15 protein-coding genes are annotated in these 16,766 nt (G+C 66.6%); 11 read left to right on the forward strand and 4 right to left on the reverse strand.

Annotated features, from left to right (window positions below; all coding sequences use genetic code 11):
* Positions 1-60: 60 nt before the first annotated feature.
* The 4 genes from WKB88_RS00815 to WKB88_RS00830 all read left to right on the forward strand — a co-directional run bounded on the left by WKB88_RS00815 (position 61) and on the right by WKB88_RS00830 (position 5,553).
* A complete protein-coding gene (locus WKB88_RS00815; RefSeq protein ID WP_341392648.1) occupies positions 61-2,763 on the forward strand; it encodes a bifunctional acetate--CoA ligase family protein/GNAT family N-acetyltransferase in 2,703 nt (900 codons plus the stop codon).
* Between the two features lie 100 nt (positions 2,764-2,863).
* Complete coding sequence (locus WKB88_RS00820; protein WP_341392649.1) at positions 2,864-3,532, forward strand: DUF5998 family protein; 669 nt, start codon at positions 2,864-2,866, stop codon at positions 3,530-3,532.
* Positions 3,533-3,538: 6 nt separating this feature from the next.
* Positions 3,539-4,801, forward strand: coding sequence for an alkaline phosphatase family protein (locus WKB88_RS00825; RefSeq protein ID WP_341392650.1), 1,263 nt, complete (start codon positions 3,539-3,541; stop codon positions 4,799-4,801).
* 2 nt (positions 4,802-4,803) lie between these two features.
* Positions 4,804-5,553 carry a thymidine kinase gene (locus WKB88_RS00830; protein WP_341392651.1) on the forward strand — a complete coding sequence of 250 codons (750 nt, stop codon included), beginning with the start codon at positions 4,804-4,806 and terminating at the stop codon, positions 5,551-5,553.
* Between the two features lie 82 nt (positions 5,554-5,635).
* On the opposite strand, the gene sepH is transcribed toward WKB88_RS00830, so the two are convergent.
* Entirely contained in the window at positions 5,636-7,066 is a 1,431-nt protein-coding gene (gene sepH / locus WKB88_RS00835; RefSeq protein ID WP_341392652.1) for a septation protein SepH, read from the reverse strand.
* A gap of 339 nt (positions 7,067-7,405) precedes the next feature.
* Here sepH and WKB88_RS00840 point away from each other — a divergent pair, with 339 nt between their 5' ends.
* Positions 7,406-7,708 carry a DUF4193 domain-containing protein gene (locus WKB88_RS00840; RefSeq protein ID WP_341392653.1) on the forward strand — a complete coding sequence of 101 codons (303 nt, stop codon included), beginning with the start codon at positions 7,406-7,408 and terminating at the stop codon, positions 7,706-7,708.
* A 6-nt stretch (positions 7,709-7,714) separates the two neighbouring features.
* Here WKB88_RS00840 and WKB88_RS00845 read toward each other — a convergent pair whose 3' ends face one another.
* The gene (locus WKB88_RS00845) at positions 7,715-8,179 is read right to left on the reverse strand and encodes a DUF3093 domain-containing protein (RefSeq protein ID WP_341392654.1); all 465 of its coding nucleotides are present in this window, start codon (positions 8,177-8,179) and stop codon (positions 7,715-7,717) included.
* Between the two features lie 195 nt (positions 8,180-8,374).
* On the opposite strand from WKB88_RS00845, the gene dut reads away from it, so the two are divergent.
* The 4 genes from dut to WKB88_RS00865 are packed head-to-tail and all read left to right on the forward strand — an operon-like array spanning position 8,375 to position 10,768.
* The gene (gene dut, locus WKB88_RS00850) at positions 8,375-8,845 is read left to right on the forward strand and encodes a dUTP diphosphatase (RefSeq protein WP_341392655.1); all 471 of its coding nucleotides are present in this window, start codon (positions 8,375-8,377) and stop codon (positions 8,843-8,845) included.
* A 60-nt stretch (positions 8,846-8,905) separates the two neighbouring features.
* A complete protein-coding gene (locus WKB88_RS00855) occupies positions 8,906-9,643 on the forward strand; it encodes a DUF3710 domain-containing protein (protein ID WP_341392656.1) in 738 nt (245 codons plus the stop codon).
* A gap of 4 nt (positions 9,644-9,647) precedes the next feature.
* Positions 9,648-10,007 (forward strand): hypothetical protein, encoded by a 360-nt coding sequence (locus tag WKB88_RS00860; protein ID WP_341392657.1) that lies wholly within the window; start codon positions 9,648-9,650, stop codon positions 10,005-10,007.
* Positions 10,004-10,768 carry a DUF3159 domain-containing protein gene (locus WKB88_RS00865; protein WP_341392658.1) on the forward strand — a complete coding sequence of 255 codons (765 nt, stop codon included), beginning with the start codon at positions 10,004-10,006 and terminating at the stop codon, positions 10,766-10,768. Before WKB88_RS00860 ends, WKB88_RS00865 begins: the two co-directional genes overlap by 4 nt.
* A gap of 46 nt (positions 10,769-10,814) precedes the next feature.
* On the opposite strand, the gene WKB88_RS00870 is transcribed toward WKB88_RS00865, so the two are convergent.
* Together WKB88_RS00870 and WKB88_RS00875 are read right to left on the reverse strand one after the other, a co-directional pair.
* Positions 10,815-11,480 (reverse strand): potassium channel family protein, encoded by a 666-nt coding sequence (locus WKB88_RS00870; RefSeq protein WP_341392659.1) that lies wholly within the window; start codon positions 11,478-11,480, stop codon positions 10,815-10,817.
* Positions 11,477-12,151 (reverse strand): potassium channel family protein, encoded by a 675-nt coding sequence (locus WKB88_RS00875; protein ID WP_341392660.1) that lies wholly within the window; start codon positions 12,149-12,151, stop codon positions 11,477-11,479. The genes WKB88_RS00870 and WKB88_RS00875 overlap by 4 nt, the downstream gene beginning before the upstream one ends.
* A 138-nt stretch (positions 12,152-12,289) precedes the next feature.
* Here WKB88_RS00875 and WKB88_RS00880 point away from each other — a divergent pair, with 138 nt between their 5' ends.
* The gene (locus WKB88_RS00880) at positions 12,290-13,615 is read left to right on the forward strand and encodes a class I SAM-dependent RNA methyltransferase (protein ID WP_341392661.1); all 1,326 of its coding nucleotides are present in this window, start codon (positions 12,290-12,292) and stop codon (positions 13,613-13,615) included.
* Between the two features lie 298 nt (positions 13,616-13,913).
* Entirely contained in the window at positions 13,914-16,739 is a 2,826-nt protein-coding gene (locus WKB88_RS00885; protein ID WP_341392662.1) for an aconitate hydratase, read from the forward strand.
* Positions 16,740-16,766: the final 27 nt, after the last annotated feature.

Here is a 16,766-nt window from a genome sequence, read left to right on the forward strand (position 1 = left end):
CGGCGCGGCGGCCGGAGCGCCCTGCAGACAGCGGAGAAAAATTCCCACTACTCTGAGTCTATGGCGGAGCAGGGACATTACCCCGAATATTGGGAAGCTGACGTGGTGTTGCGGGACGGCGGCACCGGGCATCTGAGACCGGTAACACCGGAGGATGCGCAGGCCCTGCAGGAGTTCCACATGAAGCAGTCGCAGAGTTCCATCTACCTGCGGTTCTTCACCTACAAGGCCAAGCTGAGCAACAAGGAGCTGGCCCGCTTCACCAACGTGGACTACCGGGACCGGGTGGCGTTTGTCATCACCATCGGTTCGGAAATCATCGGCATCGGGCGCTATGACCGCCTGGACGATCCCACCGAGGCCGAGGTCGCGTTCAACATTGCCGACGGGCACCAGGGCAGGGGACTGGGGTCCATCCTGCTGGAGCATCTGGCCGCCGCGGCGCGGGAAAACGGCATCCGCCGCTTCTCCGCGGAGGTGCTGCCCGAGAACCGGAAAATGATCGGCGTCTTTGCCGACGCCGGCTATGAAGTCCGCCGGCACTTCGACGACGGCGTCATTGCCCTTGATTTCAACATTGACCCCACGGAGAAGTCCCGGGCGGTGATGGAGGCGCGCGAGCACCGGGCCGAGGCCCGCAGCGTTGCCGATCTGCTGGCGCCGTCGTCGGTGGCGGTGATCGGTGCCAGCCGCGAGTGGGGATCCGTGGGCTACCAGCTCCTCGAACACATCATCGAGGGCGGTTTCACCGGGTCCGTCTACGCCGTCAACCCCGAAGCCTTCGAACTGGCGGGCATGGTCTGCTACGCACGGATCGCGGACGTGCCGGAGCCGGTGCAGCTGGCCGTCATCGCCGTGCCGTACGACCAGGTGCTGACGGTCGCCGAGGAATGCGCCCGCGCCGGGGTCAAGGAACTGCTGGTGGCCACCGCAGGATTCGCGAACGACGGCGAACGCGGCCTGGCCCGGCAGCGCCGCCTGGTCCGGCACGCCCGCGCGAACGGCATGCGGGTGGTCGGCCCGGCGTCCCTGGGCCTGATCAACACCCGCCCCGACGTCTCCCTCAACGCCTCCATGGCGCCCTCCCTGCCCCGGCGCGGCGGACTGGGCCTGTTCAGCCAGTCCGCCGGAATCGGCGTCCTGCTCTACGCTGCGGCGCAGCGCCGCAGCCTCGGGCTGTCCTCCACCATCTCCGCCGGCAACCGGGCCGATGTCTCCGGCAACGACGCCATGCAGTACTGGGAAGATGACACGGACACCCGGGTGGTGGGCATGTACCTGGAGTCCGTGGGCAACCCCCGCAAGTTCTCCCGCATCGCCCGCCGGCTCGCCACCTCCAAGCCCGTCATTGTCGCCAAGTCCGACGTCACCGGCCTGAAGCTGCCCCCGGGCCATGCCGTGCGGACCACGCAGGCGCCGGCCGGCGCCCTGGACGCGATGCTGCGCCAATCCGGCGTCATCCGGGTCAACACCAATGAGCAGCTGATGGACGTGGCGCAGATTGCCGTCAGCCAGCCGCTGCCGGCGGGCCGTTCACTTGCCGTGTTCAGCAACAACGCCGCCCTGGGCCGGGTGGTGGCGGACGCCGCTCTGGCCCTGGACCTGGAGCTCGGCAGCCTGCAGACCGACCTCGTTCTGGACACCGGCATGAGCGTCGCCCTGCCGCTGCTGCGTGCCGCCGTTACCAAGACCCTCGCCGACGACGCGGTGCATGCCGCCGTCGTGACCCTGCTGCCTTCACCGGGGCTGACGATGGAGAAAATCGCGCAGTGCCTCCAGGACTGCGCGGCGGAGACCGGCAAACCCGTGGTGGCTGCCTTCACCGGCATCATGGACCCCGGCGCGCACGTGGAGGGGCTCCTGAACACCGGAAGCGGTGAGAGTGAAAGCGCGGGGCGCCAGGCCGGTCTGCCCTGCTTCGCCAGCCCGGGGGCCGCCGTCGCGGCGCTCGCCTCCCTGGTCCGTTACACGGAATGGTCCGCCCGCGACCACGGGCACTTTGTTGAACCCGCCGGCGCCGATCCCGACGCCGCCCACGCCTTCGTCGACCAGCTCCTGCCGCGCGTTACGGGCGACGGGCTCATGCGCCTGAGCTCCGCCGAAACCACCGCGCTGCTGCGCTTCTACGGAGTGGAACTGCTGCCTTCGGTGCCCTTCAGCACCTCCGAGGAGGCAGTGGCGGCGGCGGACTCGCTGGGCTGGCCGGTGGTGATCAAGACCATGGATGAGCATCTGCGGCACCGGCTGGATCTGGGCGGCGTCCGGCTGAACATTTCCACCCCCGAGGAGCTGCTCACCAACATCGCACAGATGAAGCAGGCGCTGGAGCCGTACGGCAGTTTCGAGCTGGAAGTGCAGTCCATGGCGCCGTCGGGACAGGGCTGCACGGTGCGGGCGATCGAGGATCCGCTGCTGGGTCCGGTGCTGTCCTTTGGCCTGGCCGGTGACGCCGTGAACCTTCTGGATGACTGGGCGCACGGGATTCCGCCGCTGACGGACACCGACGTCGCCGACCTGGTGCGCGCGCCGCGTGCCTCCGGAAAGCTCTTCGGCTACCAGGGGCTGCCCAAGGCCAACGTGGCTGCCCTCGAGGACCTGATCTCGCGCCTGGCCCTGCTCAAGGACGAGCACCCGGAGATTGCGCTGCTGGAGATCAACCCCGTGCTGGTCTCCACCACCGGGGTCACCGTGCTCAGCGCAGATATCCGGCTCGGGAATCCGCAGCAGCGAACGGACAGCGCCCGGCGGGCGATGCGGGATTAATACTCGGAACCAGCCTCCGGCTACCCGTCCGCCGCACTAACTTGCATCACCCCCGCGCGCCATTTAGGTGCTGGGGTGCTCTCTGGGGGAAACTGGAAACATGTCGCCGTTACTTTCCGCTGAACGCCGCAGCCTTGATGCTTCCATGGAGCGGGCCGGCTTTTACCCCACCCTTCTGGCAGACGTGGTCCACGATGCCCTGGACGGCCGTGAGCCGCTGTCCCACATCATCCATCTGGAGACCCACTTCGAGCGCACCGAGGTGCACCGCCACATCACCGTGCTGGTGCTGACCGAGGACATGCTGGTCATCACCCATGTCGATGACCAGCAGCTGGACGACGCCGGTGAGCAGATGATGGCGCAGGTTTCCACCGAGTCGGTTCCGGTCACCCAGATCCGGTCCGTGGTTCTTGGCTACATGTATGCCCAGCCGCAGGACTACAAGCCCTCCGACCAGGCCCGCGAGCTGACGCTGGCCATCGCCTGGTCCGGCGGCCAGCGCCTGGACATGGGTCCGGCCGGCTGCGCCGATCCGCAGTGCGACGCCGACCACGGCTACACCGGCACCATCGCCCAGGAGGACATCGTCCTGCGCGTCAGCGCCGAAGCCGACGGCGCCCAGGCGGTGCAGAACGCCAAGGACTTTGCGCGGGCGCTGCGCAAGGTCAATACCGACACCCTGAACCTGCGGCAGCCGGAGGCGGGGGATACCCGCCGGGTTCCCGGCATCGGCAGCCGGTTCAACCGCAGTCACCACCAGCGGTAAGGGGCCATGAGTTCGCCTTCCGGTACAGGTTCCGCCGCCACGCCGCCCTCCGGTGCAGTCCCGCCCTCCGGTCCCGTCTCCGGTGAACGGCTGCCTCCGGCTCCCGGGTACGGCCGCAGCAGCGTCGCCGAGGTCCTGACCAGCTCGGCCGCTGTGCTCGGCGTGCCCGGCTTCACCAATTCCCTGAATCTGCCGGCCGCAAAGCGCGTCTGCGTGGTCATGGTAGACGGCCTGGGCTGGTCCCTGCTGAAGCAGCGCGGCGGGCATGCTCCGTTCCTGCGCAGCTTCCTGCCCTCTGCCCGCGTCCTGACGGCTGCCTTTCCCACCACGACGGCGGCGTCGCTGGCCTCGCTGGGCACCGGACTGCCGCCCGGAGAGCACGGCATGGTCGGTTATGACGTGCTGGACCCGGAGCAGGACAAAGTCGTCAACATGCTCGGCAACTGGGACGCCGGCGTCGATCCGCAGCGCTGGCAGCCGCACCCCACCGTCCTGGAACGGGTGGCCGAGCATCTTCCGGTGGCCTCGGTGAGCCTGCCCCGGTTCGCCGATTCGGCCATGACCCGCGCGGCGCTGCGCGGAGGCACCTTCATCGGCGCCACCGGCGTCCACGCCCGGGTCTCGGCGGCCGTTGAAGCCCTGTCCGCCTCGCCGCAGATGCTGATGTACCTGTACTGGAATGAACTGGACAAGGCCGGCCACAAGCACGGCGCCCAGTCGGCGCAGTGGGGCTATCAGCTGGAAGAGCTGGACAGTGCCCTGAAACTGCTCGCGGCACGCCTGCCGGCCGATACACTGCTGCTGCTGACCGCTGACCACGGCATGGTCGATATCGCTCCGGAACACCGGTACGACTTCTCGGAAGACCCCTCACTCATTGCCGGTGTGCGCCACACGGCGGGGGAGCCGCGCATGGTGCACCTGTATCTGGAGCCCGGCGCAGGTATCCGGGACAGAGACGCGCTGGTGGCCGCCTGGCAGGGGGCGTACGGTGCCAAGGTCTGGGTTGCCACCCGTGAGCAGGCGGTTGCCGCGGGCTGGTTCGGTCCGGTGGTGGCGCCGGCGGTACTGCCGCGCATTGGCGACGTCCTGGTCCTGGCCCGTGAGCCGATCGCCCTGTACGACCTGCGCCGCATGAAGTCCTCCTCCCTTGAAGTGGTGGGCCAGCACGGGTCCCTGACGCGCGCGGAGCGTGAAGTTCCGCTGCTGCAACTGGCAGCTCCCGGTCCCAGGCGCAGCCCCGGAGCGCAGGGCAAAGGTAAGAAATAGCGGTGGCTGAGCTCGTCTTCTTTTCCGGAACCATGGACTGCGGCAAATCAACGCTCGCGCTGCAGATGGACTACAACCACAGTGCCCGCGGCCGCGGCGGCATCCTTTTCAGCCGCAACGACCGGGCCGGAGAGTCCGTCATCTCCTCCCGGCTCGGCCTTCGCACTCCTGCTGTGGAAGTTACCGACGGCACCGATTTCTGGGCTGAGGTGACGGACCGGCGCGGTGCCGGCTTTGCCGTGGACTATCTCATCTGCGATGAGGCGCAGTTCTACTCCGCCGAGCAGGTGGAACAGCTGGCCCGCGTCGTGGACGAGCTGTGCGTTGATGTGTTTGCCTTCGGCATCACATCCGATTTCCGTACGCGTCTCTTCCCGGGGTCCCAGCGGCTGATTGAGCTGGCGGACCGGATGGAGGTGCTCCAGGTGCGGGCCCTCTGCTGGTGCGGCCGCAGGGCCACCCACAACGCCCGGACAGTCGACGGGATCATGGTGGTGGAAGGGGATCAGGTGGTGGTCGGTGACGTGGGAAAGCACGCGCCGGCTGCCGGGCCCGCCGGCGCAGGCATAGTGACGGAGCCTCTGTTTGCCGCCGAAGCCGTGGAGAGTACGCCCGTGGTGGGGTACGAAACCCTGTGCCGACGGCACTACATGCGCCGGGTCACCGCCTACAAAGCCGAATCGATTGCCGAACTGACACCGGGACCGGTCACCGAGCTTGATGTGTGCGCCGTGCACCCGCACAAGCCCTGAGCCGGCTGCCCCTGAGTCGGCTGAGGAAAGGCCCCTGAACAGGCGCGCTGCGCGTCTTAAGGGGCCTTTCCGCAGCCTGCGGCTAGTCGCCCTTGGTGCCGAAGACGATCTCGTCCCAGCTGGGAACCGACGAGCGCTTGGGTTTGATGGCCCGCTTGTCGGCGGGATCCTCGCCCTTGGCGGTGCCGTCCGAGCCGGTGACATCGTTCCGCGGAGCGCCGGAGCTCATCCGGTCCCAGGGGAAATCGGTGCGTCCGCTCTTCCGGCCGGCGGCTTTGCCCTTGGTCCGGCCGGCGGCAGGTGATTCGCTGTCCGGAACTGCCGCGGGCCCGGCCTCAACCGGTGCCGCGGAAGCCTGCTCGGGTGTTTCCGTGCGGGTGTCGTCTGCGGTGGTGCTCCCGGACGTTGCGGCGTCGTCGGAGCTGCCCGCAGGGGAGCCCTTGCCGGCAGCGGCTGCGGTCTCGCCGCGCCGGCGGAACGGCTTGGCGAGGACGCTGATCTCGCGCGTTCCGGGGCTGACTCCGTCGGTCAGGCGCAGTGAATCGGGAGCGTCGGGGGCATCGCTGCCGTCCGTCGCGGCGGGAGCCAGGGAGAGGCGGCCCGTGCGGGGCCGCGTGGAAGCGGCGTCGTCGATCTCCGTGTGTCCGTCACGCGGATGGGCAGCCGGGATGCTGCCCTTGGCCAGCAGTGCAGCCAGGGCGTCGTCGCCGTCTTCGTCAGCACCGAGGCGCTGTCCGCGGCGCGAGCGCAGGACCTCAAGCAGGTTGTCGGTGTCCTCATCGCCGGACTCGGAGTCGCCGTCGGCCTCGGGCGGGGCCACAGCCTCAAAATCGAACACCCGGTCGGCGACGGCGGTGAGCCGGCGGGACGGCACGGGCGAATCCAGCGGTTCCAGTTCGCTGAGCAGCTGGGCCCAGCGGTTGGCATTGGACACGCTTTTGCGCAGCGGGCTGAAGGTCCAGCGGGCCGGGGGTTCTTCGCCGACCGAGACCTGGGAGTCGCTGGCCAGATCGAACCGCGCGACCACGTCCCACGTGGAGTCCGGGCGCCGCCAGGCATCCCACTCGACGCTGTCGGGGTCCACGCCGAAGGCCTTCAGGCGGTGGCTGACCATGTCGCCCAGGTTGACCGGGCTGTCACCGAACGTGCTGCGGTACCCGTCGTGGGTGGCTGAGAGCGGGGCCGCGACTTCCACGGCCTGGGCCTGGCGTGCGACGTAGTCGCGTTCAGCACGGACAGGTCCCTCGTAGCGGCGGATGTGTGCAAGGTCCAGGCCGGAGATCTCCGCAACGTCTTCTGCGCTGGCGCCGGAACGGATCCGGGCCTGAATGTCACGGGGAGTCATGGCCGGGCCCTCGGGCCGTTCCGGTGCGGAGGTGGAGCGGTGTACGGAGCGGGAGACCGCTACCCTGAGCGCTTCATCCATGCGTAACCGGAAAGTTTCTCCGCCCTTGCCGCTGAGCAGCAGATGCTCGCCACCCTCATGGACACCCACGAGACGTAGATCCTGCATGAACCAATCCTCCACCCGATAGCAATTCCTTCTGGAAACAATGCCACCCGAAGGGCCGAAAGCCTACTGTTTGCAAGGGTGTGGCGCGGATCAGCCGGCTCCGGGGGCCTGATTTTTTCTTCCGGCCGGGCCGCCCGCGGAAGATCCTTGGGCGGTTCGGGGGCGCCTGCGGAGCCCTGCTGTAGCTATTTCGTCCACTCTCAGCAAAAATCTCTGGATTACGGGCACAAAAGGGAACGCCGTCGCGTTGATACCTCCGAGCCGAAGAAGCAAGCCGGTCTAGCTACCGGCCGGCTCATATAACCAGCACAACTCGACCGGATGGTGAGAGTAAGAATTATGGCGACTGACTATGATGCTCCGCGTAAGACCGACGAGGACATCAGCGAGGAATCTCTGGAAGAACTGAAGGCCCGGCGCACCGCCGGAACCCAGTCTGCGGTCGTGGATGAAGACGAGACCGAAACCGCCGACAGCTTTGAGCTTCCGGGAGCCGACCTTTCCGGCGAGGAACTGCTGGTACGGGTCCTGCCGGCGCAGGCGGATGAATTCACCTGCGCATCATGCTTCCTGGTGCGGCACCGCTCCCAGATTGCGCTGGAGAAGGACGGACTGGCTTACTGCATCGACTGTGAAGGCTAAGCGGCCTTAGCTGCTCAGCACGCGGACCAGGTCCTCCGGGCGCCGCGTGGAGGTGAGCCAGTACGGGGTCCGGTCTGCCGGGTCCGTGATTTCGATCCGGACCACGGGGGAGATCCAGCCGCGGAAACACATGAAGGCGGTTGCGTTCAGGCCGCGGCCGCGCTGGAACGTGGCGTCATCCCCGCGGTATCCCTCCACGGAGCCGACGAAGCGCCGTTCGATCTGCGCCCGGCCCACCTGCAGCGTGTCACCGGTGACCCGGATTACCGGGGTGTTGAGCAGCAGCAGGGCGGTGATGATGGCGGCTGCGACGACGGCCGCAATGATCCCGGCCTCAAGGCTGATCGGCAGGAAAACAAAAATGCACGAGCAGGATGCGAAGAGGACAAGCACCCAGATCCCGAACGAAGGCAGAAGGCGCTCGGAGTACAGCACGGTATCGGGGGAAGTCTGGGCAGAGGGGGATGACATGTAACCAGCTTGGCACCTTTGGGCCGGTATTTCATCTTGGGGAGCAGCCGTCCCAGTGCGGCTGCCGGCCGTACGGAGAAGCGTCAGGAAAACGCGCTAAAGTGAGGTGCGGTATTCCCGGGACGCTTCCGGGACGCCCACGCGGCCCCGAGCGGGAGGCGAAAAGGATCACTCGAGGGAAGTCGGAGACATTCGGTGCTTGAACCAGGCCCCACCATGACCGTGCAGCTGAAAATGCTCGACGACGGGCTGGAACCGCCGTCGTACGCGCATCCCGGCGACGCAGGGGCTGACCTGAGGACCCGCATAGACGTGGTGCTGGAGCCGGGCGAGCGGATGCTCGTTCCCACCGGTGTGGCACTGGCCCTTCCCTTCGGTTATGCCGCCTTCATTCATCCGCGCTCGGGCCTGGCCACCAAGCACGGCCTGACCGTGGTTAACGCTCCGGGAACAGTCGACGCAGGCTACCGGGGCGAAATCAGCGTTACCCTGCTCAATACCGACAAGTCCCGGCCGATCAGCCTCGCCAGGGGTGACAGGATTGCCCAGATGGTGATCCAGCGGGTGGAGACGGCATCATTTGAGCTGGTGGACGAGCTGTCCGACTCCGTCCGGGGAACCGGCGGATTCGGCTCCACCGGCGGCTTTACTGCACTGCCTGCCTAGAGCGGCTGTCCGGGGGGTCAGCAGCGTGCGGCCCTCCCTATGAGAGAGAGGAACCCGGTCATGGCATTTGGGCGACTGAGGAAGAACAAGCAAGACAAGCAGGAGCAGGACGAGCAGGCGCAGGACAGTGCGCAGCGGCCTGCCGCAGGCGGCGCGGATGCGGCGGCCGACGGCGGCAGCACGGCAACGGCGTCGGGCCCCTGGGATGCGGCCGACAAGCCGTCCGAAGAAGGGTATGTCGACCTGGGTGCGCTGCGCATCGCCTCGGCCGAGGGTCTCCAGCTGCGCCTGGAGGTGGAAGAAAAAACCCAGCGCGTGGTGGCGGTGACGCTGGACCTGAACGGGTCCAGCCTGCAGCTGCAGGCCTTCGCAGCGCCGCGCTCCGAAACGCTGTGGGATGACATCCGGGACCAGATCGGCAAGTCCGTCGGATCGCAGGGCGGCACCGTGGACGAGCTTGAAGGCGTGTTCGGGACCGAACTGCTGGCCAAGGTTCCCGCCCAGGCGCAGGATGGCTCCAAGGGCTACCGGGTGGCCCGCTTTGTCGGCGTGGACGGTCCGCGCTGGTTCCTTCGCGGCGTGTTCGGCGGCTCCGCAGCCCTGGACCCCCAGGCGGCCGGTCCGCTGGAAGAAGTCTTCCGGAACGTCGTCGTGGTCCGGGGTGAGCAGCCGCTGCCGCCGCGTGACCTCCTGCAGCTGCGTCTTCCGCGTGATGCCTCGCCGCTGCCCCGGCCTGCCGCGGATGCGGCAAAGCCTGCTCCGCCGGAGCGCGGCCCCGAGATTACGACCATCGGCTAGCCACGTGCCCACACACCGACCGGCGATCCCGGGCAACCGGGAGAATCCCGTTCCCGTCAGTTCCCTTCCGCAGCGCGGCCGCGTGTACAGCGGCGGCTACGTCCAGTCCATCACCGTGGTTCCGGCAACGGACCCGCCGCGGTTCACTGCCATGGTGGAGGACGTGGACGCGGCGTACCGTGACACGCCGTCCCGGGAACCGCAGGCGCGCGTCCGGCTGGTGTGGGTTGGCCAGCGCCGCGTTCCCGGAGTTCTTGCCGGCACCCGGCTCGCCTTTGAGGGCATGGTCAGTACAGTGGACAGCTATCCCACGATCTACAATCCACGCTACGAAATTATCGGACGTCCGGAGAACGAGACATGACTGAGCGACCCGGCAGCGAGCTGCCCGAATCCCGGCGGAGGAGGGCACCCTCCGCGGCAGGGGACCTCCCGGACGGAGAGCAGCAGCCAACACTGGGCGACGTCGCCGGTGCCTACGCGGCCAAGGCAGGAGTCGAGCGCGGCGACGACGGACAGATTGATGTCCTGAAATCCGTCGGCGGGGTCCGCGGGCTTGCGGAAGCCATTGTGCCGGGGCTGCTGTTCACCCTGATCTTCACGCTGACCTCCGGGCTGTACGTCTCGCTGGGGGCCGCCGTGGCCTCGGCTGCCGTGTTCTCCGCAGCCAACCTGATCCAGAAGCGTCCCCTGATGCAGTCCCTGACGGGGGTGCTCGGCGTCGTGATCTGCGCCGTTGTGGCGCTGCGCAGCGGAAGCGGCACCGAATTCTTCCTTCCCGGCTTTTTCCTCAATGCCGGCTACATCCTGGCGTTCATCGTTTCCATCATTGTCCGCTGGCCCGTAGCCGGGCTCCTGTTCGGGTTCATCAGGGGCGAAAACCTGGACTGGCACGCGGACCGGAAACGGATCCGGGCCTATTCGGCGGCGACGTGGATCATCATCGCCGTCTTTGCGCTGCGCCTGGGAGTGCAGCTGCCGCTGTATCTGGCGGACAACGTCGCTGCGCTTGGCACCATGCGCCTGGCCATGGGAGTGCCGCTGTATGCGCTCGGGCTGTGGCTGGCATGGATGGTGTCCCGGCCGCTGCCGGCCGGCGGCAGCCCGAAGCAGCCGCGCGGCTAACGGCAGGGCCGCTGCGGGCAGTTTCGGGCTGCTCCGGGCAGGAAGGCTAGGAACCCCCGGGCAGCAGCACGGCGCGCAGGTCATCCTCGGCGGCGATCGTGCAGATAAAGAACAGCTCGTCGCCGGGTTCAATCACGTCGTCGCTGCTTGGGGTAATGGGAGCATCGTCGCGCAGGATGGCGGTCACCGTGGTGTCCATCGGCCAGTCGATGGAACCCAGTGTCCTTCCGGTAAGCGGCGAATCAAGCGGAACGGTGAACTCCACCATCGAGGCGGCCCCGCCCTGGAGGGTGAGCAGCCGGACAAGGTCACCGACTTCCACCGCCTCTTCGACCAGCGCCGTCATCAGGCGCGGCGTGCTGACGGCTACGTCCACACCCCAGGAGTCGTCGAACATCCAGTCGTTCTTGGGGTTATTGACCCGGCCAACGGTGCGGGCCACGCCGAACTCGCTCTTGGCCAGCAGCGAGACCACCAGATTGACCTTGTCATCACCCGTTGCGGAGACGACGACGTCGGCCTCGTCCAGGTTGGCGTCCTTCAGCGTGGTCAGTTCGCAGGCATCCCCGATGAGCCACTGCGCATTCACCAGTTCGCTCCGGCCCTCGACCTCGGGCTTCTCATCTATAAGGAGCACCTCATGGCGGTGCGAGAGGAGTTCCTTGGCAATCGAGGACCCCACGCTGCCGGCCCCGGCAATGACGACTTTCACTGGTTCTCCTTGAGTGGCGGGGTGGAGAGAATGCGGCTGATTTCGCTGGTGCGGTCCACGTTCATCATCGCGTGCAGGACATCTCCCTGCTGGTAGCTGGTGTCCGGGCGGGGAAGCACTCCTTCGCCGAAGCGGGTCACGTAGGCAATGCGGACCCGTGCGGCGTGTTCGATCCCGCTCAGGGTTGTTCCGAGCCAGTCCTCGTGGAGTGAGAGTTCGCCCAGGATGAGCCTGCCGGAAGATTCGCGGAAGTCTCCGTTGATGCTCTGTTCGGGAAGAATGCGCCGCAGCACCTGGTCTGCGCTCCAGCGGACGGCGGCCACCGTGGGGATGCCGAGCCGCTGGTAGATCTCGGCGCGGCCCGGATCATAGATCCTCGCGACAACGTGGGGGACGTGGAAGGTCTCGCGGGCGACGCGGGTGGCAAGGATGTTGGAATTATCACCCGAGGAAACCGCGGCGAAGGCATAGGCCTCCTTGATTCCGGCTTCCGTCAGGGTGCCGCGGTCAAAGCCGACGCCGGTGACCTTCCGGCCGCTGAAGGTGGAGCGCAGGCGCCGGAAGGCCCTTTCATCCTGGTCAATGACGGCCACTGTGTGCCCGGCATTGTCCAGCGTGTGGGCCAGGGACACGCCGACGCGTCCGCACCCCATGATGACGTAGTGGGCCACCTGCTACCTCGGTTTCTGAAGGTCGATAACGAAAAAAGCCAAAGCGCCAGCATAGACCCCGCGGGCGCCGCGAATATGCACCGGCGCCGGGGCATGGTGTGATGGTCTTTTAGGCTCCATCAGGAAGTATCCGGCATTATGACGACCGACACCACCACATCCGAGATTGAACTCACCATCGGCGCCCCCGCCCACGGCGGCCATTTCGTGGCCCGCCATGAAGGGCGAGTGGTCTTCGTCCGGCACGCACTGCCGGGCGAACGCGTCCGTGCCCGCCTGACAGACGCCGCCGACGGCGCCAGCTTCTGGCGCGCCGACGTCACCGAGGTGCTGGAAGCAGCTCCGGGACGGGTCGAGCACTTCTGGCCCGAGGCCGATGCGCTCCGCGCTGCCTCCCGCGGCCGGCTGCCGGTGGGCGGCGCTGAGTTCGGGCACATTGACCTGGCGACCCAGCGCGGGCTCAAGGCGGATATCTTCGCCGAGCAGCTGCTTCGCCTCGCCAAAGTTGACCGCACGATCACCGTCGAGCCCGCACTCGAAGAGCGCGCCGACGGACTGCACTGGCGGACCCGCGCAAGCTTCTCCGTGGCGCCGGGCGGCCGGCTTGCCATGCATGCGCACCGTTCCGAGGAACTCATTCCGGTCCAGCGCATGCCGCTGGCCGTCGAAGCTGTCAACGACCTTCAGCTGTGGGATGTCGACTTCAGCGGGGTCTCGCGGGTCGAGGTGGCCGTGCCGACAACGGGTGCGCCCCTGGTGCTGCTGATTCCGGCCGAAGGCGCCCACCCCAAGGCACTGGGCCGGATTGCTTCAGCCCTGCCCTCCGGTATCTCCATCGCCTCCTGGGACCCGGAATCCTCAACACTGAACCGGCTTCGCGGACGGACCTGGGTGTCCGAAAGCGCGGCAGGCCACGACTACCGGGTCACGGGGGCCGGCTTCTGGCAGATTCACCGGAGCGCGCCGCGCACCCTGGTGGAAGCAGTGCTGGACGGCCTGCAGATTCAGCCCGGCGAGCAGGTTGCGGACCTGTACGCAGGCGCCGGCCTGTTCACGGCGCCGCTGGCCGATGCCGCCGGGGAAACGGGCCGCGTGCTGTCGGTCGAGGCCTCTCCGGCCGCCAGCCGGGACGCCCGGAAAAACCTGTTCGCCGCTCCGCAGGTGGAAATCCTGCAGGGCCGCGTGGACAAGGCCCTGGCAGCGTACGAGGGCCGCCTCGACGTCGTCCTGCTGGATCCGCCGCGTGTCGGCGCCGGCAAGGACGTGGTTGGGCAGATCAATGCCGCCGCACCCCGGGCCGTCGGCTATGTCTCCTGCGACCCGGCCTCCTTTGCGCGCGACCTGTCCTACTTCCAGGACCTGGGCTGGAAGCTGGACTCGCTGCGGGTCTTCGACCTGTACCCCCACACCCACCACATGGAGTCCTTCGCGGTCCTGACCCGCGCAGAGCAGCCTGCCGGCTAAGCAGCGGCGCCGGACCGAAGGTGGCCGGCGCCTGTGTCCGGCGCCTCGGGGGTACCTTCTAAGGTCACACGGGCATGTAACGGATAGTATAAGAGCAGTTGTGCAGATCCGCGCCGTGTTGGGGAGACTTCGCCTGCTTTGCGGCGGGGAAAGTTTTTCGTTCGGCAGGGGGTTTCCCGGCAGCGAAAATAGTCCACCATTTTCCCCGCCGTCCCCCGTGGCAGCCGGTTAGGGAGTCCTAACTGGCACGCCGCGGACCGCTGGACAAAGATAAAACGGTGGCGAGAGGAGTCCTATTATGACTAATGTGGACAGCTTCGGTTCCAAAGGCGTACTAAACGTCGGTGGAAACGAATATGAAATTTTCCGGTTGAATTCCGTCGAAGGCGCCAAGAGCCTTCCGTTCAGCCTCAAGGTCCTGCTGGAGAACCTGCTGCGCACCGAAGACGGTGCCAACATCACGGCAGACCACGTTCGCGCCCTGGCGCAGTGGGATGCCAACGCAGAGCCCAGCACTGAAATCCAGTTCACCCCCGCTCGGGTCATCATGCAGGACTTCACCGGTGTTCCCTGCATCGTCGACCTGGCAACCATGCGTGAAGCAGTGGCCGAATTGGGCGGAGACCCCAAGCGGGTCAACCCCCTTGCTCCGGCTGAAATGGTCATTGACCACTCTGTGCAGATCGATGCCTTCGGCAATGCCGGTGCCCTCGAGCGCAATATGGAAATCGAATACCAGCGCAACGGCGAGCGGTACCAGTTCCTTCGCTGGGGCCAGACGGCGTTTGACGACTTCAAGGTTGTTCCCCCGGGCATGGGTATTGTCCACCAGGTCAACATTGAGTACTTGGCGCGCACCGTCATGACCCGTGAAGTTGACGGCGTCCTGCGTGCCTACCCCGACACCTGCGTCGGCACCGACTCGCACACCACCATGGTCAACGGCCTGGGCGTGCTCGGCTGGGGCGTTGGCGGCATCGAAGCCGAAGCTGCCATGCTTGGCCAGCCCGTCTCCATGCTGATCCCGCGCGTTGTCGGCTTCAAGCTCACCGGCGAGATCCCGGCCGGCGCCACCGCCACCGACGTGGTGCTCACCATCACCGAAATGCTGCGCAAGCACGGCGTTGTCGGCAAGTTCGTGGAGTTCTACGGCGAAGGCGTCGGAGCCGTACCGCTGGCCAACCGCGCCACCATCGGCAACATGAGCCCGGAATTCGGTTCCACCGCTGCCATGTTCCCGATCGACAGCGTAACGCTGGACTACCTGCGCCTCACCGGCCGGTCCGAAGAGAACGTGGCCCTCGTTGAGGCCTACGCCAAGGAACAGGGCCTCTGGCACGATCCCTCCATCGAGATCAAGTACTCCGAGTACCTCGAACTGGATCTGTCCACCGTGGTTTCCTCCATCGCCGGACCGAAGCGTCCGCAGGACCGGGTGGAGCTGACCAACGCCAAGGAGCAGTTCCGCAAGGACCTCAAGAACTACGTGCACGCATCGGTTGAAGCCGAAAAGGGCACCGTGGACGAGGCCCTGGAAGAAACCTTCCCGGCGTCGGATGCTCCCTCCTTCACCGAGGGCAGCACCAAGATCGAGGACAAGGAGCACGACCTCGTCAAGGAAGCCGACGCTCCCGCCGACCGCGCCACAAACGCGGTTCCGGTCACCATGGCAGACGGCCGCAGCTTCGAGCTGGACCACGGCGCCGTGTCGATCGCCTCGATCACCTCCTGCACCAACACCTCCAACCCGTCGGTGATGATGGCAGCAGCAGTGCTGGCACGCAACGCCGTCGAAAAGGGCCTCGCGTCCAAGCCGTGGGTCAAGACCTCGGTGGCTCCGGGCTCGAAGGTTGTTACGGATTACTACGAGAAGTCCGGTCTCATTCCGTACCTGGAAAAGCTTGGCTTCTTCGTCGTCGGTTACGGCTGCGCCACCTGCATCGGCAACTCCGGCCCCCTGGAAGAGGAAATTTCCACGGCCATCCAGGAAGCCGACCTCGCCGTCACCGCAGTGCTCTCCGGAAACCGCAACTTCGAAGGCCGGATCAACCCGGACGTGAAGATGAACTACCTGGCTTCCCCGCCGCTGGTAGTGGCCTACGCACTGGCCGGCACCATGGACTTCGACTTCGAGAATGACCCGCTGGGCCAGGACGAAGCCGGCAACGACATTTTCCTGAAGGACATCTGGCCGAACCCGGTCGAGGTCCAGGAAATCATCGACGCCTCCATCAACAAGGAGATGTTCAGCAACAGCTACGACACCATCTTCGAAGGCGATGACCGCTGGAAGTCCCTGCCCACCCCCGAGGGTGCAACCTTCGAATGGGATATGGAGTCCACGTACGTCCGGAAGCCCCCGTACTTCGAGGGCATGAAGGCACAGCCGGAGCCCGTCTCCGACATTGAGGGCGCCCGCGTCCTGCTGAAGCTGGGCGACTCGGTCACCACCGACCACATCTCCCCGGCCGGCTCCTTCAAGTCCGACACCCCCGCAGGCCGCTACCTGCTGGAGCACGGCGTCGAGCGCAAGGACTTCAACTCCTACGGCTCGCGCCGAGGCAACCACGAAGTGATGATCCGCGGCACGTTCGCGAACATCCGCATCAAGAACCAGCTGCTAGACGGCGTCGAAGGCGGCTTCACCCGCGACTTCAGCCAGGCTGATGCACCGCAGGCCGCTGTTTACGATGCTTCGGTCAACTACCAGGCCGCCGGCATTCCGCTGGTTGTCCTGGCCGGCAAGGAGTACGGTTCCGGTTCCTCGCGTGACTGGGCTGCCAAAGGCACCGCACTGCTGGGCGTCAAGGCCGTCATCGCCGAGAGCTACGAGCGTATCCACCGCTCCAACCTCATCGGCATGGGCGTTCTTCCCCTGCAGTACCCGGCCGGCGTCAACGCCGAATCCCTGGGCCTGACCGGCACGGAGACCTTCGCGGTTTCCGGTGTGACCGAACTGAACAACGGCACCACGCCCAAGACCGTCACGGTCACGGCAACGCCGGAGAACGGCGAGGCCATCACATTCGAGGCTGTCCTGCGCATCGACACCCCGGGTGAAGCTGACTACTACCGCAACGGCGGCATCCTGCAGTACGTGCTGCGCCAGATCACGGCCAAGTAAGCAGCAGCACCACCTTCCAAGGGCCGC

This window comes from Arthrobacter sp. G119Y2, assembly GCF_038069765.1.
In the GTDB taxonomy this organism is placed as follows: domain Bacteria; phylum Actinomycetota; class Actinomycetes; order Actinomycetales; family Micrococcaceae; genus Arthrobacter_B.

What these genes read in the sequence shown, in the direction of transcription:
- WKB88_RS00840 (WP_341392653.1), top strand. Translation starts at nt 7,406, where the DNA reads ATGGCGACTGACTATGATGCTCCGCGTAAGACCGACGAGGACATCAGC.
- sepH (WP_341392652.1), bottom strand. Translation starts at nt 7,066, where the DNA reads ATGCAGGATCTACGTCTCGTGGGTGTCCATGAGGGTGGCGAGCATCTG.
- WKB88_RS00825 (WP_341392650.1), top strand. Translation starts at nt 3,539, where the DNA reads ATGAGTTCGCCTTCCGGTACAGGTTCCGCCGCCACGCCGCCCTCCGGT.
- WKB88_RS00855 (WP_341392656.1), top strand. Translation starts at nt 8,906, where the DNA reads ATGGCATTTGGGCGACTGAGGAAGAACAAGCAAGACAAGCAGGAGCAG.
- WKB88_RS00880 (WP_341392661.1), top strand. Translation starts at nt 12,290, where the DNA reads ATGACGACCGACACCACCACATCCGAGATTGAACTCACCATCGGCGCC.
- WKB88_RS00820 (WP_341392649.1), top strand. Translation starts at nt 2,864, where the DNA reads ATGTCGCCGTTACTTTCCGCTGAACGCCGCAGCCTTGATGCTTCCATG.
- WKB88_RS00845 (WP_341392654.1), bottom strand. Translation starts at nt 8,179, where the DNA reads ATGTCATCCCCCTCTGCCCAGACTTCCCCCGATACCGTGCTGTACTCC.
- WKB88_RS00885 (WP_341392662.1), top strand. Translation starts at nt 13,914, where the DNA reads ATGACTAATGTGGACAGCTTCGGTTCCAAAGGCGTACTAAACGTCGGT.
- WKB88_RS00815 (WP_341392648.1), top strand. Translation starts at nt 61, where the DNA reads ATGGCGGAGCAGGGACATTACCCCGAATATTGGGAAGCTGACGTGGTG.
- WKB88_RS00865 (WP_341392658.1), top strand. Translation starts at nt 10,004, where the DNA reads ATGACTGAGCGACCCGGCAGCGAGCTGCCCGAATCCCGGCGGAGGAGG.